Here is a 22,473-nt window from a genome sequence, read left to right as displayed (position 1 = left end):
CCCGTCGCGTTGCCGCCGGAATCGACGCCGGCCCCGCCCCAACCGGGACTGTCAGTGCTCACTGCTACGTTCCACGGATGACCAAGATCGTGCCCTACACCGGTGGCGAGAAGGAAAGCCTGCGCGCCAGCCTCGACCGCCACCGCGACGCGGTCCTGTGGAAGCTCGACGGCCTCGACGACGAGGCGCTGCGGCGGCCGATGACTCCGTCGGGAACCACCTTGCTGGGCCTGGTGAAGCACCTGGCGACCGTCGAGTACGGATGGTTCTGCACGGCGTTCGGACGCGAGACCGAGCCCTTCTGGTTCGACCCCTCCACGGAAGACATGAGCGTGGGACCGGATGAGGCCACGGCGGACATCGTGGAGTTCTACGGCCGTGCTCGCGCCGCCGCCGACTCGGCGATCGAGGAACTCCGGCTCGACGCCCTGGGCACCTCCTGGAACGGCCACACGGTGTCCATGCGCTGGGTGCTGATCCACATGATCGAGGACACCGTGCGCCACGCCGGCCACATGGACATCGTGCGCGAACTCATCGACGGAGCAACCGGCGATCACCCGTGGGACTGACATCAACCTGGGCGCCCTGCCGTCCGGGCCGACCGCCGCTCGGCCTGGGCGGCCTGGTCGGCAGGTCGCTTACCCCGGAAGGGCGCGTCGTGGCACAGCCCATAAGCGCAGGTGTGGGCAGCAGCCACAACGCCGTCCGGTGAGGCGAGTCCGCGGGCGTACGTGACGTCCTTCGGGGCGACGCCGAAGCCGCGTAACGGTTGGCGGCTTGGCCGGATCGCCACTCCCGTGGCGCGCGGATCGCGCTCCTTCGACCAGCCTCAACCGCCCTCGGCCCGGCGACCGTACGGGACTCGTCCCTCGCGCGGGGCGGTTCGCGGAAGGGCAGCCGTGCCTGACCGTCCCGCGAACTCGGTGCGCGGTCCCGGCCGTTCTCGCATGGCACACGTGGTCAGGCTTGGAGGTGAATGCCGGGTGCCGGCATGCGGCTCTGTGCGGCGACGGGTTCGGGCAATGGGGGCCGCGTTGCGGGGCAGGGCGTATCGCTACCGGCGACAACCGTCACGTTGGCCACATCCGACCATCCTGTCGCTTCAGTCCCGAAAAGTGCCGTGACTGCGCAGGTTCGGTGACCAAACACCCTTTTCCCTTGAGGTGACGCTCGGGCACAGTCCACGATATTTCGGGCGCTGCACGGGGCCGAAACGGGCATTGCACTGATGGGTGGGGGACGCGCGGCCGATGACGTTGCCGCTCACGTCGGAGCACATTGAGTGCGGGTGAGGAGCAACTGCCTTTTTATCCACGCGAATTGGGTAATCCGCGCGGCAAGATGGTCGCATTGTCTCCATTCGGGTTCGGCGGCCAACCCGCGACCCACTGAGACGCCGAGCCGTGAACATCGCGTGACGCGCGAGGCCGCCAGGCAGCTCGCTCACCAGTCGACGCGACGGTCGCCGAAGCAGCACCGGCTGGCGTCGCGCGCCTGACTCTCCACCGCCAGCGCGCGCGACGGAGGGCCGGCACGACATCCCGATCCGCCGCGAAGTCGAAGCCTCGTCGCGATCAGCGGAAGAGGGGCGGCACCGTCGCGGTGGAGGAGAAGGTCACGTCTCTCCCTGGCGAACCCGCCCGAGGAAATGAGCGAGGGCGGGGTGCGGATTCCTCCGTACGATCGCCTTGCTCGCCGACGATCCTCCCTTCGCTCCCGCCCTCATCCGCACGCCGGAATTCTCCCCCGTGACTCACGCGCTTCTCCCTTCTCCGCTTTTCCGGAGCGGGACAGCGCAACATTCGACACTAGCAGCCTCTCGTGCGCAACGAGAGAAAAGCAGCGAACTCGTTTACTCCGCCTTCCGCCGGAAAGGAAGCTCGTCTCTTCACCGTGCCATCAGAGCCCAATCGGGCAAGGAAAAGCGAAGCCATGCACTATGCCAACAGCACTTACCAAGTGTCCCGAAAGCGCACCGCACCACGCGGGCCATACCGCGGGAACCTGACCCCTTTCGGGCACCCGCCCTCCGGGCCCCGGCCGCTCCGCCCCCGGGCACGACCGCAGGCGACGCGTGGCGGGCGACCCACCAGCCCTTACCCGCGGTCCAGACCAAGCGCTCACGAGCATCCGAGCACGGGCGGTCCCGGCGCGAACCAGCCCGAGCGGCGCGTGCCGACCCCCAGGACGCGGGCCCGCGAGGGCGTGAAGAGAAGGCGTTTTTGCGCCAAGCTGGAGGCGACCCACCCCGCCAACGCGTTACTCCCGAGTAAACGCGGGCGGCGTTACCAGCGGTATGCCGGACGCCGTAGCGAAACAGTTCCCCGAACGCGGTTCGGCGCGACGCCAGGGAGCCTCAGATCCAACAAATAAACAATTCTTCTGCACATCGATGTTTGATCGCGCAAACGCCGTTCACCGCGCCCGGCGACGGCTCCGGTCTCGCTTCCCGACGCCCGAACGGATCGTTGAAGTCGCAGGTCAGCAAGGTGGGAGTGCGCTCGGCTCGGGCGACCACCGACAGTCAGCGTGCCGCGCCATATCAGCAGATGAGCGACAACTCCAGACCTTCACTTTCACGTCCCCGTCAGTACGCTGGCAGCCATTGGGGAAGAACACATGACCAGACGTTACGGCGTCGCTGTCTGCGCGTCGCGTTATCAGGTTCCTATGGACTACATTCGGGGGTCTTTTCGACCGTGGATTATCCAGTGCATTTCCACGTCCTTGGTCCGGTCGGAGTAAGTGTTCACGACAGTCCGGTAAACCTCGGCTCGGCCCGGCAGCGAGCCGTCCTCTCCGCCCTGCTCCTCACGCCGGGCCATCCGATGACGGCGGAACAGCTCACCGAGGCCGTCTGGCCGCACAGGGCACCCAGCGCGGCCATGGCGAACCTGCACAGTTACGTATCCAACCTGCGGCGGACGTTGGAGCCGCACCGACCACCCCGCAGCCGGGACAACGTCCTACGGCGCGAGGCGACGGGCTATGTCCTCGCGGCAGACCCGCAGAGCATCGACGCGGTGCGCTTCGAGCAGTTGATGCGGGAGGGCCGGCGCCTGCTGACGGAGGGGACGCCGCAACAGGCGTGCCGCACGCTGGAACGGGCCCTGGCCCTGCGGCGCGGGTGCGCTCATCCGGAGGTCAGCGACTACTCGCTCGGGGCGCAGGTGGCGGCCCGGTTCGAGGAGTTGTGGTTGCTCGCCCTGGAGAGTTACTGGGAGGCACGGTTGGCGGAGCCCGGTGACATCTCGGTGATAGCGGCCGAGCTGTCGGCCCTGAGCACCCGGTTCCCGACCCGTGAGCGCTTCCACCTGTTGCTGATGAGCGCGCTGTGCAGCGCGGGCCGCCGTGCCGAGGCGATCGACACCTACCACCGCGCGCGCCGGGTGTTGGCGGACGAGTACGGCATCGACCCCGGTGAGGAGTTGCAGCGGCTGTTCCGACGGGTTCTGTGCGGCGAGCCGACGTCCGAGCGCCGAGGCTCCGGCCTCGGCTCCCGGGCCTCGAACGTCTCCGTGTTCCCGACTCCGTAAGTCCCCGCTCCCCACGCGGGCCACGAACGACGCTGGCCCGCCCCGGCACGGCCCCGCCCCTCGCGGCGGGCCCTCGGGGCGGGCCAGCGTCGTTCGCGCTTGACGGGCCCAAGATCGCTCCAAGTTGGTTCCAAGGTCACTCCAAGAGCGCCGTGGCAAGGTGTGGTTCAGCGCTTGGGAGCGACCCGGGGAGCCATGACCCCACCGTCGGCACCCACGCGCGAGGCGAGTGATCGCCGCAGGCGACGGGGGTGGGCGTGCGACGGGGCACGGCCCGGAGATCGGGATTCTGACAACGACTCAGAACTTCTCCCAGCGGTCACGGCTGACGCCGTATGACCTGCCAGGTGACAGGCCGGCCCCGGCACCTGCCCCCGCCACGGAATCCATTGCTCAGGAGTCAGCACCTTGCCCGGTGCACCGGATGGGTGAGACGAGTCGATGAGGAAGCCCGTGCCCCAGACAAGCCGCCAAGCCGATCCCGTCGTCATCGTCGGACTCGCCACTCACCAGGGTGTCGGCGCTCCGCTCAGCTGGGACGACGACCGCGCGTTCTTCGGCCTCCCGGCGACGGCCGAGCTGACCGCCGACCGGTCGCTGGCCCTGCGGCTCGCGTGGGCCGCTCTGGAGGACGGCGGGATCGTGCCCGGTAGGCTCCCCGGCGGCCGGACCGGGGTGTTCCTCGTCGCGGCCGGGGACGGGCTCGCGGAGTTCGTCGCCGACGGGCTCCACCTGGACGGTTTCCAGGCCACGGTGGGTTTGGCCGACTCTGGAACCTTGGACCGTCGCGCCCTCCGTACGGCCCTGGCGCACGCCACCGACCGGCTGCGGCGCGGCGACATCGATCGGGCCCTCGTCGGCGCGATCCCGTCTGACGCCGACGGGGCGGGCGGCCTCACCCTGGTGCTCAAGCAGCGCTCACGGGCGATCCGGGACGGCGACCGGGCGTACGGCGCCCTGCCCGCTGACGACACGGCCGAGGACGTCCCCACGCAGGGCGGGACACAGGGCGCTGCGGCGACCCGGGGCCGCACCGCGACCGGGGCGCCAGGCAGCACGGCAGCCGTCCCTGCCGCCGAGTTCGGTGCACGGGGCGCCGTGGGCGAGGCGCTCGCCCTGGTCGGCGCGCTCCCGGCGCCTGACTGGCCCCGGCCGGCCGCCGCCCCGGCGAGCCCGGACGGCGTCACGCTCCGGACCGCGCCGCTGGTCCCGCTCGTTCTCTCCGGGCACAGCGACGCAGCCCTACGAGCCAGTGCCAGAGCCCTGCACCGGCTGGTCGAAAGCTCCCCGGCACTCGGTCTCGCCGATCTCGGCCTGTCGTTGGTCAGCACCCGGACCGCCCTCGCGCGGCGCGCCGTCGTGCTGGCCGCCAGCCGCACCGACGCCCTGCGCGGGTTGCGCGCGGTGGCCGACGGCGCCTTCGACGCCATGGTCGTCAGCGCCACCGACCACGACAGGGACGAGGAGCCCGAGGGCGGGACGGAACAGCGCCCGGTCTTCGTCTTCCCCGGGCAGGGCCCCCATTGGCAGGGGATGGCCCTGGACCTGCTGGAATCCTCCGAGGTCTTCCGCCGGCACATGCGCGCTTGCGCGGACGCGCTGGAGCCGCACGTGCCCTGGGACCTGCACGAGGTGCTGCGCGAGGCGCCCGGCGCCCCCGCGATGCGGGCCGTCGACGTCGTCCAACCCGTCCTGTTCGCCGTCCTGGTCTCGCTCGCCGAACTGTGGCGCGCCTGCGGCCTGGAGCCGGCCGCGGTGGTGGGCGCCAGCCTGGGCGAGATCGCCGCGGCCCATGTCGCCGGGGCGCTCACGCTGGAGGAAGCCGCCCAGGTGGTCGCGTTGTGGAGCCAGGCACAGGCCGGGGCGACCGGTGACGGCGATCTGGCCTCCGCCCTGGCGTCCCGCGAGGAGATCGAGCGACGGCTGGGTCGGTGGGACGGCGACCGGCTGCACTTCGCGGGCTCCAACGGTCCCCGCTCGGTCCTGTTCAGCGGCGACCGGGAGGCCGTGGCCGAACTGCTGGCCGAGCTGATCGCCGACGGCGTACGCGCCAAGCGGCTCAGCAACGACCTCCCGGCGCACTCCCCCACGCTGCGCCTCGACGGGGAACTCCTGCTCGGCGGCCTGGCCGGGCTCACTCCGCGTACGTCGACGGTGCCCTTCTACTCCTCCCTGACCGGGGACCGCCAGGACACCGTCGGCCTTGACGGCCCGTACTGGCAGCGCAACATCACCCGGGAGATCCGGTTCGAGCAGGCCACCCGGGCTCTGCTGGCCGCCGGCCACCGGACGTTCGTGGAGGTCAGCCCGCACCCCGTGCTGCTCGCCGGGGTCCAGGAGACGCTGGAGGACGAGGGGCTGAGCGCGCACGCCACCGTGGTGGGTTCCCTGCGCCGCCACCAACCCGGCGTGCCCACCTTCCTGCGGTCCCTGGCGGAGCTGCATGTGCGCGGGGTCACGGTGGACTGGAGCGTCGTGTTCCAGGGCTCGGACGCCCGGCGGATGCGGCTGCCCACGTACCCGTTCGGAGCGGACGCGGCGGACGCAGCGGACGTGGCGGCCGGACAGGCCGCGGTCGGTGACGGCGGACCCGCCGACCGGCTCCGGCGGAAGCTGGCCGCACGACCGGCCGACGGACAGCGCGCCTGGCTGACTGAGCTGATGTACTCCCAGGTCAGCGCGGTGTGCGGGGGGCCTGTCCTGGACGCCGACGATGCCCGGCGGTCGTTCAGGGAACTCGGGCTCGACTCGGTGGCCGCCGTCGAGGTACGCAACCGACTGGTGACGGCGACGGGGCTGCCGTTGCCGATGACCCTGCTCTTCGACCACGCGACGATCGAGGCCGTCGTCGAGTACCTGCACGGCGCGCTGCTACATCCGGGGCCCGAGGTCGTTGACGTGCACACCGCCCCGGTCGCGGCTGACGCCGACGAGCCGATCGCCATCGTCGCGATGAGCTGCCGGTTCCCCGGTGGCGTCAGCACACCGGACGACCTGTGGCGGCTGGTCACCGAGGGTACGGACGCCATCTCCCCGTTCCCCGTGAACCGGGGGTGGGACGTGGCGGCCCTGTACGACCCCGACCCGGACCAACCCGGCACGACGTACGTCAGCGAAGGCGGCTTCCTGCACGACGCCGACCAGTTCGACGCGGGCTTCTTCGGCATCGGGCCGCGCGAGGCACTGGCGATGGACCCGCAACAACGGCTCCTCCTGGAGACAGCCTGGGAGGCGCTCGAACGCGCCGGTATCGATCCGACGTCCCTGCGCGGCAGCCCGAGCGGGGTGTTCATAGGCGCGATGACGCAGGACTACGGCGAGCGGATGCACCTGGCATCCGAGGAGGTCAAGGGCCATGTGCTGACCGGCAGTACCGTCAGCGTGCTGTCCGGGCGGCTGTCGTACGTGCTCGGCCTTGAGGGCCCGGCGATCACCGTGGACACCGCCTGCTCCTCCTCACTGGTCGCCCTGCACCTGGCCACCCAGTCACTGCGTCGCGGCGAGACGACCATGGCCCTGGCCGGCGGGGCCACCGTCATGACCGCGCCCGGCATGTTCATCGAGTTCAGCCGACAACGCGGCCTCTCCCCCGACGGCCGCTGCAAAGCCTTCGCCGCCTCGGCCAACGGCACCGGATGGAGCGAGGGCGTCGGCCTCCTGGTACTGGAACGCCTCTCCGAGGCGCGCCGCAACAACCACCCCGTGCTCGCCGTACTGCGCGGCTCGGCCACCAACCAGGACGGCGCCTCCAACGGCCTCACCGCGCCCAACGGCCCAGCCCAACAGCGGGTCATTCGACAGGCGCTGGCCGATGCGCGACTGGCCGCACACGAGGTCGACGCGGTGGAGGCGCACGGTACGGGCACCACGCTCGGTGACCCGATCGAGGCCCAGGCCCTGCTCGCCACCTACGGCCAAGGACGACCGGTCGACCGACCCCTGTGGCTGGGCTCGCTGAAATCCAACATCGGTCACACCCAGGCCGCCGCCGGCGTCGGCGGCGTCATCAAGATGGTCCAAGCCATGCGCCACGGCATACTGCCCCGCACGCTGCACGTGGATGAGCCCACGCCCCACGTCGACTGGGAGTCCGGCGCCGTACGCCTGCTCACCGAGCAGCGCCAGTGGCCCGAGACAGGCCGGCCACGCCGGGCCGCCGTCTCCTCCTTCGGCATCAGCGGCACCAACGCCCACGTCATCCTGGAGGAGGCCCCGGAAAGCGAGCCTGTTCCGAAGGACGCGGGTGCGCCGGTGGAGACGGGTATCGTGCCGATTGTTCTCTCCGCCCGCGACCCCCAAGCCCTCCGCGCCCAGGCCGCGCAGCTCGCCACGTACGTCGAAGAGCACCCGGACACGCCTCCGTACGCCATCGCCCACGCGCTCCTCGCCAGCCGAGCCACCCTCGAACACCGTGCCGTCCTCCTCACCCGCGACCGCGACCACCTCCTCGACGCGCTCCACGCTCTCGCGAACGATGAGGAACATCCGAGCGTGGTGACGGGGCAGGGAAACCACAGCCGACCCGTCTTCGTCTTCCCCGGCCAGGGCTCACAGTGGACCGGCATGGCCACCGACCTCCTGAACACCTCCGAGGTCTTCCGGCAGTCGATAGCCGAGTGTGAGAACGCCCTGGCGCCCTACGTCGACTGGTCGTTGACGGACGTGTTGACCAACGGCCAGCCCATCGAACGTGTCGATGTCGTGCAACCCGCACTGTTCGCCGTGATGGTCTCGCTGGTCCGAGTGTGGGAATCGCTGGGGGTCCGACCCACCGCCGTCATCGGCCACTCACAGGGCGAGATCCCCGCAGCCGTCATCGCCGGAGCCCTCACCCTCCAAGACGGCGCACGCATCACCGCCCTCCGCAGCCAAGCCATCCACACCACCCTCACCGGCCACGGCACCATGGCCTCCCTCACCCTCACACCCCAAGCAACCCAACAACTCCCCGGAGCATGGGGACAAGAACTCCACATTGCCGCCCACAACGGACCCCACACCACCGTCATCGCCGGCAACACCACGGCCATTGAAGACCTACTCCAACACTGCGAACAGCACAACATCCACGCCCGACGCATCAACGTCGACTACGCCTCCCACAGCCCCCACGTCGAACCCGTACGCGAGCAACTACTCAACCAACTAGCAGACCTGAAGCCCACAACGAGCGACATCCCGTTCTACTCGACCACCACCGGTCAGGCTCTCGACACCACCCACCTCACCGCCGACTACTGGTACACCAACCTCCGCCAACCCGTACTCCTCACCCACGCCACCACCACAGCGTTAAACAACGGACACACCACCTACATCGAAATCAGCCCCCACCCCATCCTCACCGCACCACTCCACGACATCACCGACCACACCAACCACCCCGCCACCATCACCGGAACCCTCCGCCGCGACCACGGCACCTGGACCCAACTCCTCACCCACGCCGCCCACCTCCACACCCACCACACACCCATCAACTGGACCACCACCCTCCCCCACCCAACCCACCACCACCCAAACCTCCCCACCTACCCCTTCCAACGCCAGCGCTACTGGCTCCCTGCTTCCTCACCCAGTCGCCGCCTCGGCCATGACTCAACTGGTCACCCCTTCCTGCTCACCCGTACCACCCTCGCCACCAGCCAGGAAACCCTCTACACCGGACACATCTCCACCCACACCCACCCCTGGCTGACCGACCACGCACTCTGGAACACCCCACTCCTCCCCGGCACCGCACTCCTCGAACTCGCCCTCCACACCGCCCACCACACCGGACTCCACCACATCGAAGAACTCACCCTCCACACCCCACTCACCCTCACCCACCACCAACCCCACCACCTCCAAATCCACATCGGCACCCCCAACACCACCGGACAACACCCCCTCACCATCCACACCCGACCAGAGGGCGCGGATGACGGTGCGTGGGTGCAACACGCGGTGGGAGTCGTGTCGGCGAAGGGGCGAGCGCCGCAGGACGGAGCGTGGCCGGGGCAGGGGGTTGCGCTCGCCGAGGTTGAGGGGGTCTACGGGCGGCTGGCCGAGGTCGGTTTTGACTACGGGCCCGCGTTCCAGGGGTTGCGGCGGCAGGGCCGGGCGGGCGATGACGTGGTCGCGGAGGTCGAACTGCCCGAGGCGCAACAGGCCGATGCTGACCGCTTCGACCTGCATCCCGCGCTGCTGGACGCGGCTCTGCACGCGACGCTGTTGGAAGGCGCGGATCGGGTGCGGTTGCCGTTCAGCTTCAGCGGAGTGACCCTGCATGCCACCGGCGCCACCGACCTGCGCGTACGGCTGACGCCGACCGAGCCCGACACGGTCTCGGTGCTCGCGACAGACGCCGGGGGGCAGCAGGTCGTCTCCATCGACGCGCTGACGTTGCGGGAGGTGTCCGCGGAGCAGTTCCGGGCCACGGCCAGCGGGCTGAACAACCCGCTGTACCAGGTGGAGTGGGTCCCGGCGGAGACGACTGGGCCGACCGAGCCGGCGCCGGTGGACGGCGCGCGGCGACCCGTTCTCGCGGGGCCCGCGGCGCTGCTCCCCGACCTCGCGGACGCGGCCCCGGCGTGCGTCGCGAGCGATCTCGGGGCGCTGATCGCCACCGTCACCGCTGGCGGTCCGGTGCCGGACACGGTCTTGGTGCCCTGCCTGTCTGGAGCTGGCAAGCCGGGCTCGGACGACGTGGCGGAGGCCGCGCACGTGGCCGCCCGTGAGGTGGGGGAACTGGTGCGGGCCTGGCTGGCTGAGGAGCGGCTCGCGGGCTCGCGGCTGGTGCTTCTCACGCGTGCGGCGGTGGCCGTACGCGACGAGGACGACGTGACGGACCTGGCGCGGGCGCCGCTGTGGGGGCTGATCAGGGCGGCAGGCTCGGAGCACCCCGGCCGGTTGGCGCTGGCTGACCTGGATGACGATCCCGACTCGTATCGGGTCCTGCTGCGCGCGCTCGCGACGGGCGCTGTCGATGAGCCGCAGCTCGCGGCGCGTGCGGGCCGGTTGTACGCCCCACGGTTGGCTAGGGTGGCGCGCTTTGACGGGGAGGGTGTGAGTCCGTTCGACGGCACGGGCACGGTGTTGGTCACCGGGGGCACCGGTCTGCTCGGCGGCATGCTGGCCCGCCATCTGGTCGGCGAGTACGGCGTTCGCAGCCTGTTGTTGCTCAGCCGTCGTGGCCTCGCCGCCGAGGGGGCGGAGGGGTTGCGCGCGGAGTTGGTGGAGCGGGGTGCGCGGGTGGTGGTGGTCGCGTGCGACGCGGCGGACCGTTCGGCGCTCGCGGCGGCCCTGGAGGCCGTGCCTGCCGAGTACCCGCTGACCGGTGTGGTGCACACGGCCGGGGTGCTCGACGACGGGGTGATCGCCTCGCTGTCACCCGAGCGTCTCGCGGCGGTTCTGCGGCCCAAGGTCGACGCGGCGTGGAATCTGCACGAGCTGACGCGCCCGTACGACCTGCGGGCCTTCGTGCTCTACTCGTCGGCGGCCGGCACGCTCGGTCAGGCGGGGCAGGCGAGTTACGCGGCGGGCAACGCGTTCCTGGACGCCCTGGCCTGGCACCGCCGCGCGACCGGGCTGCCCGGCCTCGCGTTGGCCTGGGGGCTGTGGGCCGAGGCGGGTGGGATGACCGGCCACCTCAGCGAGACGGACCTGCGGCGGTTGCGTCGCACGGGCCTGGCTCCCATGCCGTCCGAGCAGGGGCTCGCGCTGTTCGACATGGCGGTGCGGGCCGATGCGGACGCGCGGGCCGCGATCGGCCCGACGGTCGCCGGCGGGTCGGGCGCCGGGCGGGCCGCGCTGGTCCCCGCGGTCCTGGACTTCGCCGCACTACGCGCCCAGCCGGAAGTGCCGGCGCTGCTGCGGCGGTTGGTTCCTGCGGCGTCCCCGGCTCCGCTGCGGGCGGCGACCGGCAGGTCGCAGGCGGCGACGGTCGAGCGTCGGTTCGCGGAGCTGGCCCCCGATGAGCGCCGCCAGGCACTGGTTGACCTGGTACGGCGCCAGGTGGCGACGGTCCTGGGGCACGCCACGGCGGAGTCGATCGATCCCGAGCGCGGTTTCCTGGATCTCGGCGTCGACTCGCTCACCGCGCTCGACCTCCGTAACCGGCTCGGTGCCGAGGTGGGGCGACAGTTGCCCGCCACCCTCATCTTCAACCACCCCACCCCCAACGCCATGGGGCGCTACCTGGCGGCCGAACTCTTCCCCGGCGATGACGCCGCCGAGTCCGGTGCCGACGGGCCCGGGCCGGCCGCGGCCGATGGCCAGCCGGACGAGGCGGAGTTCCGCCGGGCGTTGGCGGCGATTCCGCTGGCCCGGTTCCAGGAGGCCGGTCTCGTACGGACCCTGCTGGGTCTCGCCGAGGCCGGAGGCGAGCACGGCGGACACGCCGCGGAGCCCGTGGCGGAGCAGCAGGACGCCGGGCTCGACGCGATGGACCTGGACGACCTGGTTCGGGTGGCCCTCGGTGACAACTAATCGTTCAGCCCATGAGGTTCGGAGTTATCGATGACCGCATCGAGCGAAGAAGTCGTCAAGGCACTGCGGGCCTCCCTCAAGGAGGTCGAGTCCCTGCGACGGCGCAACCACGCGCTGACCACGGCGGCCTCCGAGCCGATCGCCATCGTCGGCATGGCCTGCCGCTACCCCGGGGACGTCAGCTCGCCGGAGGAGCTGTGGCAGTTGGTGGCCAGCGGGGGCGACGCCGTCACCAGCTTCCCCGAGGACCGTGGCTGGGACGTCGCCGAACTCTACGACCCGGACCCGGACGCCGTCGGCAAGAGCTACACGCGCTCCGGTGGCTTCCTGAGCGGCGCCGCCGAGTTCGATCCGGAGTTCTTCGGGATCAGTCCGCGCGAGGCGACCGCCATGCACCCGCAGCAACGCGTCCTGCTGGAGGTGGCGTGGGAGGCGCTCGAACGCGCGGGCGTCGACCCCACGGCGGTGCGGGGCAGCCGTACGGGGGTGTTCGCCGGTGTGATGCACCAGGACTACGCCGCCAGGCTGCACAAGACACCGGACGACCTTGAGGGCTACCTGATGACGGGCAGCCTGGGCAGTGTGGTCTCGGGCCGCGTCGCGTACACCCTGGGGCTGGAGGGGCCCGCCGTCACGGTGGACACGGCGTGCTCGTCGTCGCTGGTCGCGCTGCACCTGGCGGGCCAGTCGCTGCGGGCGGGCGAGTGCTCCATGGCCCTCGTCGGTGGCGTGACGGTGATGACCACGCCGATCGGGTTCGTCGAGTTCAGCCGGCAGCGCGGGCTCTCCCCCGACGGCCGCTGCAAGGCGTTCGCCGCCTCGGCCGACGGCACCGGCTGGGGCGAGGGCGTCGGCGTCCTGGTGCTGGAACGCCTCTCCGAGGCGCGGCGCAACAACCACCGGGTGCTCGCCGTACTGCGCGGCTCGGCCATCAACCAGGATGGCAGCAGCAGCGGTTTCTCGGCCCCCAACGGCCCGGCGCAGGAGCGCGCCATCATGCAGGCGCTGGCCGACGCGCGGCTGGCACCGCACGAGGTGGACGCGGTGGAGGCGCACGGCACCGGCACCCGCCTCGGCGACCCGATCGAGGCCCAGGCCCTGCTCGCCACCTACGGGAAGGACCGGCCCGCCGACCAGCCGCTGTGGCTGGGCTCGCTCAAGTCCAATGTCGGGCACACCCAGGCCGCCGCCGGCGTCGGTGGCGTCATCAAGATGGTGCAGGCCATGCGCCACGGCGTACTGCCCCGCACGCTGCACGTGGACGAGCCCACACCCCACGTCGACTGGGAGGCCGGCACCGTACGGCTGCTCACCGAGCAGCGGGAGTGGCCCGAGGCAGGTCGTCCGCGCCGGGCCGCGGTCTCCTCGTTCGGCATCAGCGGCACCAACGCCCACGTCATCCTGGAACAGGCCCCCGAGCAGGAGGCTGTCCCCGAGGGCCGGGGACCGGCCGTCGACACGGGTGTCGTGCCGGTCGTCGTCTCGGCGCGCGACGCCCAGGCGCTGCGCGCCCAGGCCGCGCGGCTCGCCGCGTACGTCGAGGAGCACCCCGAGGCCGACCCGTACGCCATCGCGCACACGCTGCTCACGGCGCGCGCCAGCCTTGAACACCGCGCCGTGCTCCTGGCTCACGACCGGGGCCACCTGCTGGAGGCACTGCACGCCCTCGCCAAGGGTGACGAACACCCCAGCGTGATCACCGGCAACGCCGACCATGCCAGGCCCGTCTTCGTCTTCCCCGGCCAGGGGTCACAGTGGACCGGCATGGCCACCGACCTTCTGCGCACCTCCGAGGTCTTCCGACGGTCGATAGCCGAGTGTGAGAACGCCCTGGCGCCGTACGTCGACTGGTCACTCACCGACGTACTCACCAACGGGCAGCCCATCGAGCGCGTGGATGTGGTCCAGCCCGCGCTGTTCGCCGTGATGGTCTCGCTGGCCCGAGTGTGGGAATCGTTGGGCGTCCGACCCACCGCCGTCATCGGCCACTCGCAGGGGGAGATCCCGGCGGCCGTCATCGCGGGCGCGTTGACCCTCGAAGACGGGGCCCGCGTCACCGCCCTCCGCAGCCAGGCCATCCACACCACCCTCACCGGCCGCGGCGCCATGGCCTCCCTCACCCTCACGCCCGAAGCAACCCAACAACTCCCCGGGGCATGGGGCCGAGAGCTTCACGTCGCCGCCCACAACGGGTCCCACACGACCGTCATCGCCGGCGACACCGTCGCGGTGGACAACCTCCTCGCACTCTGCGCGGAACGGGACATCCACGCCCGACGCGTCAATGTCGACTACGCGTCCCACACGCCCCACGTCGAGGCCATCAGTGCCCAGCTCACCGACGTACTGGCCGAGGTGAAGCCCCGCAAGGGCAGCATCCCGTTCTACTCGACCACCACCGGACAGGCTCTCGACACCACCCAGCTCACCGCCGACTACTGGTACACCAACCTCCGCCAACCCGTACTCCTCACCCACGCCACCACCACCGCCCTAAGCAACGGACACACCACCTTCATCGAGATCAGCCCCCACCCCATCCTCACCGCCGCGCTCCACGACATCGCCGACGAAGTCGACCAACCTGCCAGCGTCACCATCACCGGAACCCTCCGCCGTGACCACGGCACCTGGACCCAACTCCTCACCCACGCCGCCCACCTCTACACCCACAACACACCCATCAACTGGAACACCACCCTCCCCACCACCGCTCCCCAACTCGACCTCCCCACCTACCCCTTCCAACGCCAGCACCTGTGGATCTATGACGAGGCAGCCGGTGGCGGGCTGGGTGACCAGGCGCCGGGGGACGAGGCGGACGCGGGGTTCTGGGCGGCGGTGGAGGGTGGGGACGTCGGCGCGTTGACGGAGGCGCTCCGGATCGAGGACGAGTCCGGGCGCTCGTCGCTGTCCGCGCTGTTGCCGACGCTGTCGGCATGGCGCAGGCAACACCGTGACCGCGACGCGGTCGACGGGTGGCGCTACCGGATCGCCTGGAAGCCGGTGGCGCGGGTGTCACCCGCGCCACTGACCGGCACCTGGCTCGTGGCCCTCGCCGCCGGGCACGACACGGACCCGTGGGTTACGGAGGCGCTGCGCGTACTCGGTGGCCACGGCGCTCGGATCGTGCCCGTGGAGCTGACCGAGGCGGACGCCGACCGCGACGCGCTCGCTGCCCGGCTGCGGGACGTGCTCGCTGGTGCGCGGAGCGCGGAAGGGGAAACCGAGGCGGCGGGTGTGCTGTCGTTCGTGGGGGTGGACTCGCGTCCGCACCCCCGGTTCGGCGCGCTGGCGACGGGGACGGCCCTGACGCTGACCCTGGTCCAGGCCCTGAGCCAGCTCGGGGTGCGGGCGCCGCTGTGGAGCGTCACCCGGGGTGCGGTGGCCACGGGGGACTCGGACGCTCCGGCCGATCCGGCGCAGGCGCAGGTCTGGGGGCTCGGCCGGGTGGTGGCTCTGGAGCATCCGGGGTTGTGGGGCGGGTTGGTGGACCTGCCGGAGAGCCTGGACGCGCGGTCGGTCGCGTTGCTGCGGCAGGTGCTGTCCGGCGCGACGGGCGAGGACCAGGTGGCGGTGCGTTCCGCCGGGTTGCTCGCGCGGCGGATGGTGAGCGCGGCGGGTGGCGCGCGGTCGGCGCGCCGGTGGCGTCCTCGGGGCACGGTGCTGATCACGGGTGGGACCGGAAGTCTCGCGCCCCGGCTGGCGGACTGGCTGGCCACCCAGGGGGCCGAGCATCTGGTGCTGGTCAGCCGGTCGGGGCCGGCCGCGCCCGGTGCCTCGGAGTGGGTGAGCGACCTCGAACGGCGGGGTGTGGGTGTGACCGTCGCGGCCTGCGACGTGGCCGACCGTGACGCGGTGGCGGCCCTGCTCGGCACGCTGCGGGCGGAGGGACACACCGTACGGACGGTGCTGCACGCCGCCGCCTTCATCGAGCTGGCGCCGGTCGGTGATACCTCGCTGACCAGCATGGACGCGGTGCTGGCGGCCAAGGTCGCCGGTGCGGCGCACCTGGCGGAGTTGCTCGACCCGGGTGAGTTGGACGCGTTCGTCCTCTTCTCGTCCATCGCGGGGTTCTGGGGCAGTGGTGACCACGCGGCGTACGCGGCGGCGAACGCGGCCCTGGACGCGCTGGCGGAACAGGGTCGGGCGCGCGGGATGCCGATGACGTCGGTGGCCTGGGGTGTGTGGGAAGACGCCGTGCACACCTGGCGGAACCTCGACGGTGTGGACGTCCAGGAGACCCGGGCGCGGGTGCGTCGTCAGGGGCTGCCGCTGATGCCCGCGGAGTTGGCCGTCGCCGCGCTCCAGCAGGCGCTCGACCAGGACGACACGTTCGTGGCCGTGGCCGACATCGACTGGGAGCGCTTCGTTCCCCTGTTCACCTCGATGCGGCCGAGTCGACTGCTGGACGCGTTGCCGGCTGCCCGGCGGCTGCTGGAGCGGCCCGACGCTCCCCGTACCGAGGAGGCCGCGGCCGGCGCCGGCGCCGCCGCGGAACTACGTGACCGGTTGGCCACGCTGACCGCCGCGGACCAGGAGACGGAGCTGACCGAGCTGATCACCCGGCATGCCGTGGTGGTGCTCGGGCTCGGCACGGCCGAGTCCACTCGGGTGGACCGGGCCTTCAAGGACGCCGGGTTCGACTCACTGACCTCGCTCGCCCTGCGCAACCGGCTCGCCGAGGCGACGGGGCTCCGGCTGCCGGCAACCCTGGTCTTCGACTATCCGACGCCTCTGGTGCTGGCGACCCACCTGCGCGAGTTGCTGATGGCCGCTCCGCACGGGTCCACGGCCGACCAGGGGACGGCACCGGTGGCCACGGCGGCGGCCACGGACAATGCGGCCACGGACGATGATCCGATCGCCATCATCGCCATGGCCTGCCGCTTCCCCGGTGGCGTCGCCAGCCCCGACGACCTGTGGCGGCTGGTGAGGAGCGGTGGGGACGCCATCTCGGCACCGCCGACCGACCGTGGCTGGGACCTGGCCGAGTCCTTCGGCATCGGCGGCGCCGAAGGCGACGACGCGGGCCGTCGGCGTACCGGGGAAGGCGGCTTCCTGCGCGATGTCGCCGGGTTCGACGCGGCGTTCTTCGGCATCGGACCGCGCGAGGCGCTGGCCATGGACCCGCAACAGCGGTTGGTGCTGGAGACCTCCTGGGAGGCGTTCGAGCGCGCGGGCATCGACCCGGCGACGCTACGCGGCAGCCGTACCGGGACGTACATCGGCGCGATGTCCCACGGGTACGGCCCCCGGTCGGCCGACGCGCCGCCCGCCGTCCAGGACTACGTCATCACCGGCGGCGTCACCAGCGTCATCTCGGGCCGTCTGGCTTACACGTTCGGGCTTGAGGGCCCGGCGGTCACGGTGGACACGGCGTGCTCGTCGTCGCTGGTCTCCCTGCATCTGGCCGCCCAGGCGCTGCGTACGGGCGAGTGCACGATGGCGCTCGCGGGCGGCGCGGTGGTGATGCCCACGCCGGACGTCTTCATCGGGTTCGGCCGGATAGGGGCGCTGTCCGCGAGCGGGCGCTGCATGGCGTTCTCCGACGAGGCGGACGGCTTCGGGCTGTCCGAGGGCGCCGGCATGGTGTTGCTCGAACGGCTCTCGGACGCCCGGCGCAACGGACACCAGGTGCTCGCCGTCATCCGGGGCTCGGCGACCAACCAGGACGGCGCCTCCAACGGTCTCGCCGCCCCTAACGGCCCCTCACAACAGCGTGTCATCCGCGCGGCGCTGGCCGCGGCACGGCTGGCCCCGGGCGAGGTGGACGCGGTCGAGGCACACGGCACCGGCACCCGCCTCGGTGACCCGATCGAGGCCCAGGCCCTGCTCGCCACCTACGGCCAGGACCGACCGGCCGACCGACCCCTGTGGCTGGGCTCGATCAAGTCCAACATCGGCCACACCCAGGCCGCCGCCGGCGTCGCCGGCGTCATCAAGATGGTGCAAGCCATGCGTCACGGGGTCCTCCCCCGCACCCTTCACGTGTCCAAGCCCACCACTCACGTGGACTGGACGGCCGGCGCGGTCGAGCTGCTGACCGAGGAACGTGCCTGGGTACGCGGTGAGACCGGGCCCCGCCGGGCCGCCGTGTCGGCCTTCGGTATCAGCGGCACCAACGCCCACGTCATCCTGGAGGAGGCCCCCGAGCCGCAGGCCGCGCCGGTCGACGAGAGCACACCGGATGAGACGGGCGTCGTACCGATCGTCCTCTCCGCCCGCGACCCCCAAGCCCTCCGCGCCCAGGCCACGCAGCTCGCCACGTACGTCGAAGAGCACCCGGAGGCCGACCCGTACGCCATCGCCCACGCGCTCCTCACCGGCCGAGCCGCCCTCGAACACCGCGCCGTCCTCCTCACCCGCGACCGCAACCACCTACGAGAGGCACTCCACGCCCTCGCCAACGGTGACGAACACCCCAGCGTGGTGACGGGACAGGGAAACCACACCAAGCCCGTCTTCGTCTTCCCTGGCCAGGGCTCACAGTGGACCGGCATGGCCACCGACCTCCTGGGCACCTCCGAGGTCTTTCGACAGTCGATAGCCGAGTGTGAGAACGCCCTGGCGCCGTACGTTGACTGGTCGTTGACGGACGTACTCACCAACGGCCAGCCCATCGAACGCGTCGACGTCGTCCAACCCGCACTATTTGCCGTCATGGTCTCGCTGGCCCGCGTCTGGGAATCGTTGGGCGTCCGACCCACCGCTGTCATCGGCCACTCGCAGGGGGAGATCTCGGCGGCCGTCATCGCGGGCGCGTTGACCCTCGAAGACGGGGCCCGCGTCACCGCCCTCCGCAGCCAGGCCATCCACACCACCCTCACCGGCCACGGCGCCATGGCCTCCCTCAACCTCACGCCCGAAGCAACCCAACAACTCCCCGGGGCATGGGACCGAGAGCTTCACATCGCTGCCCACAACGGGCCCCACACCACCGTCATCGCCGGAGACGGCGCAGCAGTCGAAGACCTCCTCAAGCACTGCGAAGAACACGACATCCACGCCCGACGCATCAACGTCGACTACGCCTCCCACAGCCCCCACGTCGAACCCGTACGCGAGCAACTAAGCAACCAACTAGCAGACCTGAAGCCCACAACGAGCGACATCCCGTTCTACTCCACCACCACCGGTCAGGCTCTCGACACCACCCACCTCACCGCCGACTACTGGTACACCAACCTCCGCCAACCCGTACTCCTCACCCACGCCACCACCACCGCCCTAAACAACGGACACACCACCTTCATCGAGATCAGCCCGCACCCCATCCTCACCACCGCACTCCACGACATCACCGACCAAGCCGACCAACCCACCAACGTCACCATCACCGGAACCCTCCGCCGCGACCACGGCACCTGGACCCAACTCCTCACCCACGCCGCCCACCTCCACACCCACCACACACCCATCAACTGGAACACCCACACCCCGAACGCAACCCACCACCTCCTCGACCTCCCCACCTACCCCTTCCAACGCCAGCGTTACTGGCTCACCACCCCCTCCACCACACACCCCAACGCCCACACCGCCGACCACCCCTTCCTGCTCACCCGTACCACCCTCGCCACCAGCCAAGAAACCCTCTACACCGGACACATCTCCACCCACACCCACCCCTGGCTGACCGACCACGCACTCTGGAACACCCCACTCCTCCCCGGCACCGCACTCCTCGAACTCGCCCTCCACACCGCACACCACACCGGACTCCACCACATCGAAGAACTCACCCTCCACACCCCACTCACCCTCACCCACCACCAACCCCACCACCTCCAAATCCACATCGGCACCCCCAACACCACCGGACAACACCCCCTCACCATCCACACCCGACCACACGCCCCGCAGGGGGACGAGGCGGCGTGGACGTGCCACGCGACCGGGTCGTTGTCGGCGAACGCGGAGACGGATGCGGGAGCGAGGGCGGATGCGGCGTCGGGCTGGGACGAAGCGGCGAGTTGGCCTCCAGAGGGAGCCGTGTCGGTGGCGGTCGAGGGGATCTATCCGCGGCTGGCGGAGGGAGGTCTGGTCTACGGGCCCGCGTTCCAGGGGCTGCGGGCCGCCTGGCGGCGTGGCGCGGAGGTGTTCGCGGAGGTGCGGTTGCCCGAGGCGCGACACGCCGACGCCGATCGCTTCGACCTGCACCCCGCACTGCTGGACGCGGCCCTGCACGCGACGATGCTCGACGGTGTGGAGCGGGTCGTGCTGCCGTTCTCCTTCCGGGGGGTGACTCTGCACGCCACCGGCGCCACCGACCTGCGCGTACGGCTGACGCCGACCGGGCCCGACACGATGTCGCTCGCGGTGGCCGATGGGCGGGGAGCGCCGGTGGCCACGGTCGCCGCGCTGGCGGTACGGCCGGTGGACCAGCGGCAGTTGGCCGTGTCGGGCCGGGCGGTGGCGGACTCGCTGTTCCAGGTGGCGTGGCACGCGGCGTCCGCCGACGCGCCGGGGGCGGGTCGGGTGGCGCGCTGTGCGGTGGTGGGTGGGGACGGGCTCGGGGTCGGCCCGGCGCTGCTGGGGGCCGGGAGCGCCGTGGAGGCCCACGCGTCGCTGGCGGATCTCGCCCGGGCCGTGGACGAGGGCGAGGCTGGTGTGCCGCCGGTCGTGGTGGTCCCGTGGCCGTTGTCGCGTGACGCGGACCGCCACTCGGCCGACGCGGCCAGCGACGCGGTGGTGCGCATGCTCGGCCTGTTCCAGGAGTGGGTGCGGGAGGAGAGGTTCGGGGACGCGCGGCTTGTCCTGGTGACGCGGGGGGCCGTGGCGGTGGCGCCCGCGGCGGGCGGTGGGCCGGCGGAGTCCGTGTCGGACCTGGCGGCGGCCTCCGTGTGGGGGATGGTGCGGTCCGCGCAGGCCGAGCACCCGGACCGGTTCGCGCTGGTGGACCTGGACGCGGACGCCGGCTCGGGGCGGGTGCTGGCGGATGTGCTCGCCGGGGCCGAGCCGCAGTGCGCCGTGCGGGCGGGGCGGGTGTGGGTGCCACGGTTGGAGCGGAGTCGTCCGCCGGCCACGGCTGGTCTCCCGGCGTCGCGGTCGGAGGGGACGGTGGTGATCACGGGTGGTACCGGAGTCCTCGGCAGCCTCATCGCCCGCCACCTCGTCACCCACCACGGCATACGCCACCTCCTCCTCCTCTCCCGCCGCGGACCCCACGCACCCAACGCCACCCAACTCCACCACCAACTCACCCAACTCGGCGCCACCCCCACCATCACCACCTGCGACACAAGCAACCACGAACAACTCGCCACCGCCCTCGCCACCATCCCACCCCAACACCCCCTCACCGGCATCATCCACACCGCCGGCACCCTCCACGACGCCCTCCTCACCAACCTCACCCCCCACCACACCCACACCACCCTCCAACCAAAAACCCACACCGCCTGGCACCTCCACCAACTCACCCAACACACCCCCCTCGACTTCTTCATCCTCTTCTCGGCGGCCGGGGGCGTGCTCGGTAGCGCGGGTCAGGCCAACTACGCGGCGGCCAACGGTTATCTGGACGCGCTGGCGGACTACCGCAGGGGGGCGGGGCTGCCGGCGGTGTCGATGGCGTGGGGGCTGTGGGAGGAGGTCAGTGAGATGACCGGCGGGCTGGGTGAGGAAGACCTGGCGCGGCTGCGGCGAACGGGTGTGCTGCCGTTGTCCTCGGCGGACGGGTTGGCGCTGTTCGACCTCGCGCTCGGGCAGGACCGGCCCCTGGTGCTCCCGGTGCGGCTCGACCTGGCCGCGATGCGCGCCAGGCCCGGTGCGCGTCCCGCGCTGCTGCGGGGCCTGCTCGGCGCTGCGCCGTCCCGTGCGGTCGCGGGCAGCGCGTCGGCCGCGCCGGGCGGCACGGGAGACGCCGCGGAACCCGGCGCCACACTGGCCCTCTCCGGACTGCCGGCTGCCGAACGAGCGCACGCGTTGCGGGAGTTGGTCAGGACACAGGCCGCGTTGGTCCTGGGTTACGCGGCGGCCGACGCCATCGACGACGAGCGCGGCTTCCTCGACGCGGGCTATGACTCGCTGCGGGCGGTGGAGCTGCGGAACCGGTTGAGCGCGGCCACCGGGTTGCGGCTGCCTTCCACCCTGGTCTTCGACCACCCCACGCCGGCGGAGGTGGCGGGCCGCCTCGACGAGTTGCTCCGGGAGCGTGAACGTCCGGACGCCGAGGCGTTGTTGACCCGGCTCGACGGCATGGCGGCGGACCTGTCGGCGGTGGTGGCGGACGACCCGGCGCGTGAGCAGGTGGTGACGCGACTGCGCGCGTTGTTGGCGGGCGTCGTGGGCGCGGCCGACGGTGGGGGCGGGAGCGGGGCCGGAGGGGAGCGGCGCGCTGGGGAGGGTGACGAGTTCGGTGACGTGTCCCTGGACGAGTTCCTGGACATCGTCGACGACGAACTGCGGGGCTGACGTGAACGACCTGGACCACTCCCGGGGGGAGACGTACACCAGC

4 protein-coding genes are annotated in these 22,473 nt (G+C 71.4%); all 4 read left to right on the top strand.

The annotated features are described in order from the left end of the window. Positions 1–77: 77 nt before the first annotated feature. Positions 78–572, top strand: coding sequence for a DinB family protein (locus AC3CHW_RS31565; RefSeq protein ID WP_488468740.1), 495 nt, complete (start codon positions 78–80; stop codon positions 570–572). A 1,980-nt stretch (positions 573–2,552) separates the two neighbouring features. Next, positions 2,553–3,539, top strand: coding sequence for an AfsR/SARP family transcriptional regulator (locus AC3CHW_RS31560; protein WP_488471232.1), 987 nt, complete (start codon positions 2,553–2,555; stop codon positions 3,537–3,539). Positions 3,540–3,992: 453 nt separating this feature from the next. Beyond that, entirely contained in the window at positions 3,993–12,011 is an 8,019-nt protein-coding gene (locus AC3CHW_RS31555) for an SDR family NAD(P)-dependent oxidoreductase (RefSeq protein WP_488468739.1), read from the top strand. Positions 12,012–12,041: 30 nt separating this feature from the next. Further along, positions 12,042–22,430, top strand: a complete 10,389-nt coding sequence (locus AC3CHW_RS31550) for a type I polyketide synthase (RefSeq protein ID WP_488468738.1) — start codon at positions 12,042–12,044, stop codon at positions 22,428–22,430. Positions 22,431–22,473: the final 43 nt, after the last annotated feature.

The organism is Streptomyces sp. MGP-BFMKR1 (assembly GCF_057766585.1).
The sequence above is the reverse complement of the archived record's forward strand: the minus strand, read 5'-3'. Positions and strand labels throughout refer to the sequence as shown.

Excerpts from the sequence above, each read along its gene's own strand:
- AC3CHW_RS31550 (WP_488468738.1), top strand. The coding sequence starts at position 12,042 with ATGACCGCATCGAGCGAAGAAGTCGTCAAGGCACTGCGGGCCTCCCTC.
- AC3CHW_RS31560 (WP_488471232.1), top strand. The coding sequence starts at position 2,553 with ATGAGCGACAACTCCAGACCTTCACTTTCACGTCCCCGTCAGTACGCT.
- AC3CHW_RS31565 (WP_488468740.1), top strand. The coding sequence starts at position 78 with ATGACCAAGATCGTGCCCTACACCGGTGGCGAGAAGGAAAGCCTGCGC.